The 8,999-nt window shown below is 71.7% G+C and carries 8 protein-coding genes; 3 read left to right on the forward strand and 5 right to left on the reverse strand.

From position 1 onward, the window contains the following. Positions 1 to 176: 176 nt before the first annotated feature. Entirely contained in the window at positions 177 to 1,436 is a 1,260-nt protein-coding gene (locus ACFYXU_RS19925; protein ID WP_389458923.1) for an extracellular solute-binding protein, read from the reverse strand. A gap of 175 nt (positions 1,437 to 1,611) precedes the next feature. On the opposite strand from ACFYXU_RS19925, the gene ACFYXU_RS19930 reads away from it, so the two are divergent. Together ACFYXU_RS19930 and ACFYXU_RS19935 are read left to right on the forward strand one after the other, a co-directional pair. Continuing rightward, complete coding sequence (locus ACFYXU_RS19930) at positions 1,612 to 2,379, forward strand: GntR family transcriptional regulator (protein WP_376511525.1); 768 nt, start codon at positions 1,612 to 1,614, stop codon at positions 2,377 to 2,379. Between the two features lie 35 nt (positions 2,380 to 2,414). Beyond that, the gene (locus tag ACFYXU_RS19935; RefSeq protein ID WP_389458926.1) at positions 2,415 to 3,179 is read left to right on the forward strand and encodes a GntR family transcriptional regulator; all 765 of its coding nucleotides are present in this window, start codon (positions 2,415 to 2,417) and stop codon (positions 3,177 to 3,179) included. Between the two features lie 166 nt (positions 3,180 to 3,345). Here ACFYXU_RS19935 and ACFYXU_RS19940 read toward each other — a convergent pair whose 3' ends face one another. Next, entirely contained in the window at positions 3,346 to 3,981 is a 636-nt protein-coding gene (locus ACFYXU_RS19940) for a TetR/AcrR family transcriptional regulator (protein WP_389458928.1), read from the reverse strand. Positions 3,982 to 4,045: 64 nt separating this feature from the next. Between ACFYXU_RS19940 and ACFYXU_RS19945 the strand changes: the two genes are divergently transcribed. Beyond that, positions 4,046 to 5,647, forward strand: a complete 1,602-nt coding sequence (locus ACFYXU_RS19945; protein ID WP_389458930.1) for an FAD-binding oxidoreductase — start codon at positions 4,046 to 4,048, stop codon at positions 5,645 to 5,647. Between the two features lie 207 nt (positions 5,648 to 5,854). Here the strand turns inward: ACFYXU_RS19945 and ACFYXU_RS19950 are convergent, their stop codons facing one another. The 3 genes from ACFYXU_RS19950 to ACFYXU_RS19960 form a co-directional block, all read right to left on the reverse strand. Beyond that, positions 5,855 to 6,739: an alpha/beta fold hydrolase gene (locus ACFYXU_RS19950; protein ID WP_389458932.1), complete on the reverse strand. Its 885-nt coding sequence runs from the start codon at positions 6,737 to 6,739 to the stop codon at positions 5,855 to 5,857. Positions 6,740 to 6,941: 202 nt separating this feature from the next. Beyond that, positions 6,942 to 8,261, reverse strand: a complete 1,320-nt coding sequence (locus ACFYXU_RS19955; protein WP_389458934.1) for a caspase domain-containing protein — start codon at positions 8,259 to 8,261, stop codon at positions 6,942 to 6,944. Next, positions 8,254 to 8,652 (reverse strand): hypothetical protein, encoded by a 399-nt coding sequence (locus ACFYXU_RS19960; RefSeq protein WP_389458936.1) that lies wholly within the window; start codon positions 8,650 to 8,652, stop codon positions 8,254 to 8,256. Before ACFYXU_RS19960 ends, ACFYXU_RS19955 begins: the two co-directional genes overlap by 8 nt. Between the last annotated feature and the right edge of the window lie 347 nt (positions 8,653 to 8,999).

Genomic DNA, 8,999 nt, shown 5'->3' on the forward strand with positions numbered 1-8,999 from the left:
GCCCCGTCCCGACGGACCGCGGCCGCCCGCGGGACGGCCGGCCCCGTCCTGCCGTCCCCCGGGCCGTCCTCCGGCCCGCCTTCCGGTCCATCGGCCGGTCCCTCCCTCGGACCGACCGTCGGGGGCCGGGGCGTGTGTGCCGCCGAGCCGTTCCACGGGCGGGCTCACGGGTCCGCTCACGAGCCGAGGGTCTTGGTGATGCTCTGCGAGGCGGTCTCGGCCGCCCGCGCGAGGTCGGTGCCGGTGAGCACCGCCGTCATGTACTGCTTGATCGGGTTGGTGGCCTCGACGGCCGCCCACTGCGGGGAGTTCGGCGTCGCCCGGCCCTGCGCCGCGCCCGCGGCCATCGCGGCCGTCCCCTCGTCGTCCTGGATCACGCGGGCGAGCGAGGTGCGGTTGGGGACGTAGCTCATCGTCCGGGCCATGTCGGTCTGCCACTTCTCGCCGGCCAGCGCCTTGACCACCTCGTACGCGGCCTCGGGGTGGGTCGACGCCTCCGGCACGATCAGGTCGGAGCCGCCGGTGAAGACCGCGCCGGGCTTGCCCGCGGTCTTGCCGGGGACCGGGAAGAAGCCGAGCTTGCCCTTGAGCGCGGGGTTGATCTCCTCGACGATCTTGGCGCCGCCCGGTACCGCGATGATCTGGGCGACCTCGCCCTTGGCGAAGACCTCGGCCTGCGGGGGCTTGGCCTCGTCGGAGTCCTTGGGACCCTTGCCCAGGGACTGGAGCCGCCGGTAGAAGTCCATGCCTGCGCGCGCCTGCGGGGAGTCGAGTGCTCCCTTCCACCCGGACCCGTCCTTGACGGCGAGGTCGCCGCCCTCCTCCCAGACGAACCCGGAGAGGGTGTACCAGTTCTGGCCGGGCAGGTAGATGCCCTGGGTCCGGCCCCGGTTCAGCTTCGCCGTGACCGCGAGCCATTCGGCCTGCGTCTTCGGGGGAGTGGTAACGCCGGCGCGGGCGAACAGGTCCTTGTGGTAGATCACGACCCGGTTGGCGGCGTACCAGGGGATGCCGTACTGCTTGCCGTCGACCTTGCCCGGTTCGGCGAGTCCCGGCAGCCAGTCCGCGCCGTTCAGCTCGGCCGTCCTGTCGGTGAGGTCGCGGACGCCGCCGCTCGCCGCGTACTGGGCGACCTGGGTGTTGCCCACCTCGATGACGTCCGGGGCGTCCTTGCTGGCGAGGGCGGCCGTGACCTTCTCGCCGATGCCGTCCCACTCCTGGATCTGGAGGTCCAGGTCGATGTCCTTGTGCTCCGCTTCGAAGCCGGTGCGGAAGCGGTCGAGGAAGGCGTCGGTGACGCTGTCCTTCATGATCCATACGGTGACCTTCTCCGGGCCGCCGGAGGCTGCCGGGTCGCCCGATCCGCCACAGGCCGTGGCGGTGAGGGCGGCGGCCGCCGCGAGGGCGACGGAGCCGGCGAGGGGACGAGTCTTCACGGGCACCTCGATGCGTGGTTGACCAATTGGTCAAGTGGTCAGGTGTGTGAGCAGAAGGTGGCATGCTCGGAGGAGGCCGTCAATCCCTTGAGAAACATGGGTCGTTCACGGGTTCTCTGGTCAACCGGTGCGGCTAGTATCGGATTTACCAGTTGACCAGTGAGATGAGGGTGGCATGAAGGACGGCTCCTCCAGCGGGGTGCTGAAGCGGGAGCGGGTACGGGAGCACCTGCTCGGCCTCGTCGAAGGCCTCGGGCCCGGCGACCCCATCCCCTCCGAGCGCACCCTCTGCGCCGCCCTGGGCGTCTCCCGGCCCACGCTGCGCGCCGCCGTCGACGAACTCGTCGCCACGGGCGCGCTCGTACGGGAGCACGGCCGGGGCATGTTCGTCGCCCCCGCCAAGATCACCCAGCGACTCGCCCCCGAGGAGACGGCCTTCGCCGTCCCCAGGGCCTCGGGCGACTGGTCCAGCACCGTCCTGGAGTCCGCCACCGTCCGGGCCGGCGCCCGCATCGGCCGCAGGCTCCGCCTCTCGCCCGCCGCCGAGCTCCTCTACGTCGCACGCCTCCGCCTCGTCGACGGAGCGCCCATGGCCATCGAGCACCTGCACATCCCGGCCGACCTGGTGGGCGCCGCGCTCAGCCCGGAGGAACTCGAGGCGGGCGACCTCTACGACCACCTCAGGGAGCACCACCGGGTCCACGTCAAGGAGGCCACCCAGTCGATCGAGCCGACCGTCGTCAGCGAGGACGAGGCCGCACTCCTGGACGTCCCCGTCCTCTCGCCCGCGCTGCTGATCGAGCGCCTCACCCTCGACACCCTCGGTCGGCCCGTCGAGTACGTCCACTCCGTCTACCGGGGGGACCGCTACCGCATCGTCTCCCGCCTCGACTTCACCCGCGACGGCCTGGTGACGTCCTCGACCGAAGGGGATGCATACTGACCGGCGGGCGGACGGCGCACCGGTGAGGGGACGGCATGGAACTGAAGCGCGCGCGGGTGCGGGAGCACCTGCTTGCGGTGATCGACGGCCGCCGTCCCGGTGACGCCATCCCCTCCGAGCGCACCCTCTGCGCCGCCCTGGAGGTCTCCCGGCCCACGCTGCGCGCCGCCGTCGACGAACTCGTCGCCACCGGACTGCTGGTACGGGAGCACGGCCGGGGCATGTTCGTCGCCCCCGCCAAGATCACCCAGGAGCTCGTCGCCGACGACCACCCGGCGGGCGCTCCCCGCAGCCCCGGCGGCTGGACGAGCACGGTGCTCGAACTCCGCACCACCCGGGCGGGGGCGCGGATCGGCCGCAAGCTCGCGATCTCCCCGGCGGCGGAACTGGTGCACGTGACCCGCCTCCGGCACGTCGACGGCGCGCCGATCGCCCTGGAGCAGCTGCACGTCCCCGCCGACCTGGTCCCCGGACTCACCGCCGCCGACATGGAGGGCGGCTTCTACGCCCATCTGCGCGAGCGGCGCGGCATCCGGCCGGCCCACGCCGTCCAGTCCATCGAGCCGACCGTGCTCAGCGAGGAGGAGGCGGTCCTCCTGGAGGTGCCCGTCCTCTCGCCCGCCCTCCTCTTCGACCGGATCACCTCCGACGCGGACGCCCGGCCGGTGGAGTACGTCCGCTCCCTCTACCGGGGCGACCGCTACCGCATCGTCACCCGCCTCGCCCTCGGCGAGGGCACGCCCGAGGATCCGGCGGCGTCCGCCGCCGGGGGCGGGGTGTGGTGGGGGACGGTGGAGTGACCTCCGGGCCCGTCCGGTCGGCTCGGGGGCGCCCGGACGTCCTGTTCGGCTCGGGGGCGCCAGGACATCCCGTTCGGCTCGGGGACTCTCGGGCGTCCCGTTCAGCACGGGCGGCGGCGGGTCCGCCGCGAGCGCGCGTCGGCTAGGGGGCGCCCGGACGTCCCGTTCAGTTCGGGGGTGCCGGGTCGACCGCGAGGGCGGCGGCGACGGTGAAGAGACGGGCGCAGCGCCGGGTCATGGCCTCCGGCGTCTCCTCGGGATGCTTGATCCACCAGCGGACGAGGGTGCCCACCAGGTCCGTCCAGACGTGGCGGAGCGCGTCGGCGTCCAGCGGGTCGTCGGAGCCGGCGGCGCGCAGCAGCGCGGCGGTGCCGTCCGCCGCGAGCGTGTCGACGGCCGCCCAGTAGGAGGCCGCGGTCCGGGCTCCCGCGCCGCCGGGCGGCAGGGAGCGGTCGTAGAGGACGAACCACGCCTCCCTGCGCCCCTCCAGCGCGACGAAGATGCCGCGGAGCACCCGCAGGGGGGTGTCGGGCGTCGCCCCCTCCTCGCCCACGGCCGTGCGGATCGCGTCGAGCAGGCCGTCCCCGACGGGCGTCACGCACGCCACGTACAGGTCCTCCTTGGTGCCGAAGTACTGGTGCAGCAGCGTCTTGGTGACCCCGACGCGCTCCGCGACGGCGGCGAGGGACGCGGCGGCGTAGCCGTGGCTTCCGAACTCCTCGGTAGCGGCTTCCAGCATCTGCTGCCGACGCAGGTGCCGGGGGACGCCCTTGGTGCCGGCCTTCGATCGGGGGGTTGCCATGCGCGAATATTATCAGTAAGTAATTTACCCCTTGGTAAATTCACTCGCCGCCTTTGGAGCGCCCATGTCCGGCACGACGACGCAGTCGGTCCCGACCGTCCCCCTCCGGTCCTGGTGGGGCTGGGGGTGGGAGCACGCCCACCCCGACGACGCCGAGTGCGAGGCGATGGGCGCCCTCCTGCCCGGCACCCTGGCCCGTCCGCTCCCCGTACCCCGTGTCGCTGATCTGGACGTCGGGGCGCCCGCCGTCCGGCCGCCCGCGAGCCTGGCGCCGCTGATCAGCGCCGATCCCGCGGACCGCGCGGCCCACGCGATGGGCAAGGCGTACCGGGACGTCGCGCGCGCCCTGCGCGGCCGTCCGGGCCGGATCCCGGACCTGGTCGCGTACCCGACCGACGAGCGGGAGGTGGCCGACCTCCTGGACTGGGCGGGCGCGCACCGCGTCGCCGTCGTGCCGTTCGGCGGCGGTTCCTCGGTCGTGGGCGGGGTCGAGTACCGGGGCGACCGCCACCGGGCGGTGCTCTCCCTCGACCTGACCAGGATGAACCGGGTGCTGGAGGTCGACTCCGAGGGCAGGGCCGCCCGCATCCAGGCGGGGACGCTCGGCCCGAGCCTGGAGGACCAGCTGCGTCCGCACGGACTGACGCTCCGGCACTTCCCGCAGAGCTTCGAGTTCTCCACCCTCGGCGGCTGGCTGGCCACTCGGGCCGGCGGCCACTACGCCACCGGGCGCACGCACATCGACGACTTCGTCCAGTCGCTGCGCGTGGTCACCCCGGCCGGGACCTCGGAGTCCTGGCGACTGCCCGCCTCGGGCGCCGGGCCCTCGCCCGACCGGATGTTCCTCGGCTCGGAGGGCGCGCTCGGGATCATCACCGAGGCCTGGGTGCGGCTCCAGGCCCGCCCGGTCCACAAGGCGTCCGCCGCCCTGGCCTTCGAGGACTTCGGCGCCGCGCTCGGGGCGGTCCGCGCCCTCGCGCAGACCGACCTCGCCCCGGCCAACTGCCGGTTGCTCGACTCCGGCGAGGCCGCGCTGTCCGGTGCCTCGCGGGACGGCTCGGTCGTCCTCGTCCTGGGCTTCGAGTCCGCCGAGGCCCCGGTCGACGCCCGGCTCGCACACGCCGTCGACCTGGCACGCTCCCACGGAGGCCGGGGCGCACCGTCCGAGAGCGGTGCTCCCGGTGACGGGGCGGTGCGCGCGTGGCGGTCGGCGTTCCTGCGGATGCCCTATCTGCGGGACGGCCTGGCGCGGATGGGCGCGGTGGCCGAGACCTTCGAGACGGCGGCCACCTGGGACCGCGTCCCCGCCCTGATCGAGGACGTCCGCAGGACGGTCGGCGAGGCCGCGCGCAAGATCTCCGGCCATCCCGCCACGGTCAACTGCCGTCTCACGCACGTCTATCCGGACGGTGCGGCGCCCTACTTCACCGTGCTCGCCGCGGGCCGCCCCGGGGACGAGGTCGCCTTCTGGGACGAGCTGAAGGCGGTGGCGGGGGAGGTGCTCCACCGTCACCGGGCCACCATCACCCACCACCACGCCGTGGGCCGTGACCACCGGCCGGGCTACGACCTCCAGCGCCCGGAGCCCTTCGCCCTCGCACTGACCGCCGCCAAGCGCGCGCTCGACCCGCGGGGCATCCTGAATCCGGGGGTGCTGGTCGACTGAGGGGCCGCGTCGGGGCCCGGCCCCGGCGCGGACTCAGCCACGGCGGCGCGGTGCCGACGCGGCCCCTGCCCCGGCGGCCCGACCTCGGCGCGGGCCGGCCTTGACGCGGGCCGGCCCTAAATCGGCCCGGCCCTAAATCGGCCCGGCCTCGGCGCGGCCTGGCCTTAAAGCGGCGCCGTCCCCGGTGCGGTGCCGTCCCCTCCTCCGCTACATCAGCTTCAGTTCCGCGCGCACCGCGTCCGCGACGGCCGCCGTCGCGTGCTCCGCGAACAGGATCGTGTAGTGGTTGGTGCCGTCGACCCGCCGGGTGACGATCCGGTCCGGGGGCAGGCCGCCCGCCGCCAGGCGCTCCTCGTCGTAGAGCCCCTGCGGCTCGTCCATCACGCCCCGCTCCGCCCACAGCAGGGTGCCGCGCACCTCCGGCCGGTGGATGGCGCCCAGCGTCTCGGGATCGCCGATGGGGCCCGCGCCGTCGGCGCGGACCGCGTCCAGGGCGCAGCTGCTCCGCATCGCGGGGGCCTCGCCGACCAGGTCGCGGTCCACGTAGGCCTCGACGTGCGGACCCCAGTGCGCCGCGAAGGCGGGGTGCTCACGGAAGAGCGCGCGGTACGCGTCGCGGTCCGGGAAAGTCGCCCTGAGCCGGCGCATCGCCGGGCCGATGACCGACTCGATCACCTCGTCGATGTCGGCGCCCCCCGGGATCGGGAACCCGAGGCCGCCGTCGACGAGGACCACGCGCGGGAAGCGGTCGGGGTGCCGCGCGGCGGCGACCGCGGTGGTGAAGGCCCCCAGAGAGTGGCCGAGGAGCAGCGCTTGACGCGGACCCAGGTGATCGAGGAGCGCGAGGACGTCCTCGACGTGTGCGGGGATGCCGTACGGAGCCGGGAGGTCGGCGCTGCCGGCCCGTCCGCGCAGGTCCGGGGCGTACAGGTCGACGTCGTCGAGCCGTTCGGCGACGGCGCCGAAGGACAGGCTGTTGCCCGTGATGCCGTGCAGGGCGATGACCGCGGGACCTTCCCCGGGCCAGTGGGCCACCGCCAGGTCGCCCCCTCGTACGGGGACGGCGAGTTCCTGCGGAGTGCGCGTGGTCATGCGGACCTCTCCCAACTGCCGGACACCTGCCGCCCGGCACGCCGACGCCGCCCGCGGTCTCGCGAGCAGAGAGAAGAGTGCTCGAAGAGCGGGCGTGCGTTCAAGGCCTGGATCCAGGGCCGCATCCAGGTAGAGCCTGGCCCAGGTCCCCGCGGGTGAGCGAGACACGACGGACAGACATGCGACGCGACATGTGTCGGAATCACATTGATTCGATGGCGGCTATCAACTCTGACCATCTCTCCCAGAATTGGACATGAAAGAGCGTATTGCCGTCCTGGTCTTTGAGGTAGCAGGCGGGCGGAGTCCCTTCTGTCCTGGAATACACTCGCCCGGTCGTGAATACGGGTACGGTTCGCTGGTTGCCGGGCTCGAAGTGCACGGTGAAGCGTGAGACGTGATGATACGGGTACAGCTTTCCGTGACAGCGAAGGCCCAGAGTCGTGAATGCGAAATTGAGGCCCGGCATGGCGTTCTCTTTGCGGTTCCATCCCAGGAGCCGGTCCGTCAGACCCCGCTCAGGCCACTGAACACCCACCGCGATGATCTCCTCGTCCTCGTCGGTCCCAAAGACGTCGACGGCGCGGGCGATGACTTTCGGTGTGAGCTGGCTCGCCATTTCGGCGCGGATCTTCGAGGGGTCCAGTGCTTGAATGGTCGTTGCGATCCGCTGCTTCGTGTAACCACCCCGACGCCGGGGCGTGGTGTCTTGCGTCTGCGGCGTGGGGGGAGGGTCTGGTGAGCGGAGTGTTTCCTCGGGCGTGCCCTCCCGGGGTGTCGGGTTCCGCGCCAGCGCCAGGGCACCGGTCGTTCCGGTGTTTCCCTGTTGCGGTCCGTTGACGTCGACGGATGTGAGTCGTGCCGCCAAGGTCCGGTGCAGGTTCTCCATGGAGAGCAGCTCGGGGCCGCCGGGCAGGCCGTCGTTGAGCAGCGTGAGCAGTTCTCCAGTGAATGCCGTGTATCTACCGTTTTCCGGCGCATAGGCGAGCTCGTTGTCTCCGACCGCTGACAGCGTGTAAGTTCCCTTGATCTCGAGCGCGGCCGATATATCTGCCGAGGCGGTTTCCCGCAGGCTGCGTCCAGAAAAACAGGAGTCGATGATGGAAATCCGATTAGCGGCGACGCAATGGTCCAGCAGTACTCGACGGACGTCATTATAGTTCAGGGCGGTCTTCCACCAGAGTGGGGCGTCCATGTCGGTGTCCGGAAGTCCCAGGAAGAGCTCGGTGGCGCGTCTTCCGGGCAGTCCGTGGCCGCAGTAATAGAAGAGAAAAGTGTCAGTGGCGTCTTCCAACAGCCTGACCAGTGTGGTCAGGACCGTGTGTTCGCTCGGATCCTGGATGATGACACATCGCTCGCGAGCGAAGCCGCCGTTCACGGGGTCGGTCAGCGCTGTGGCCAGGTCGGCCAGATTTCTGGTGGTCGCTGGTATTTGACGTGTCGCCAGCCGTCCCAGGCGGTAGGTGCCGGAACCGACCAGCAGTGCGGTGGATCGCTTCGGGTCGGGAAGCCTGCTAAGCACCGGCGGCGTCCGACGTCGACGTCGGCGCACTGTCATCGCTCTGATCGGACGGCTGGAGCGACCTCTGCACGTCACCCGCGTCGTCGACGGTCAACGTCACGATCCGATCGTCCAGCACCACCGTGACGGAGGTCGCGGAGGAGTTGCGTCGTCCCGGCCGGCGGAACCAGCGCGCGATGCTGTCCACCACCGCGGTCATGACGGAGCCGGCGGTTCCCGAGATCAAAGCCCCGACCACGAGCTCCCCGAGTGGCGAGCCCATTTTTCCCGGCTCAGGGGTAACGGCAGGCCGCCTGACACGCCCCTGTAGCAGCGGCTCGGCACGCAGCCACTCCTCCAGTGACTCGCTGTCCACGGCCTCTCCGTCGAACCTCACACGAATCTCGACCATCCGAACGCCCCCGATCCTTCAACGCCACTGGTCGGAATGACGCTTCCCGTCAGCGGCAGCGCTGAATCCTGTCCTCGAAGTCTCAGCCCTCTTGCCAGGCCCGCGCGGTCAGTTCGGGGAGCCGTTCGTACCACGCGACGGCCGCCCCGCCAACCGGCGGTTGCATGTCGGGGGAGGGGGTGCCCTGTCTTGCCCCTGCTCAAGAGGCTTGCAGCGTTGATCCGCGAGATTGCGATGCTCCTGGACTTGGTGGTCGACACGCGGGGCGGCCGCGAGGTCGGCTGGTCGGTCGCGGTTGCGGACCTGCGAGACGCATCACCACACCGTGATGCGAAATCCAGGATCGC

Origin of the sequence: Streptomyces sp. NPDC002232 (assembly GCF_042890295.1) — a bacterium.
Classification (GTDB): domain Bacteria; phylum Actinomycetota; class Actinomycetes; order Streptomycetales; family Streptomycetaceae; genus Streptomyces.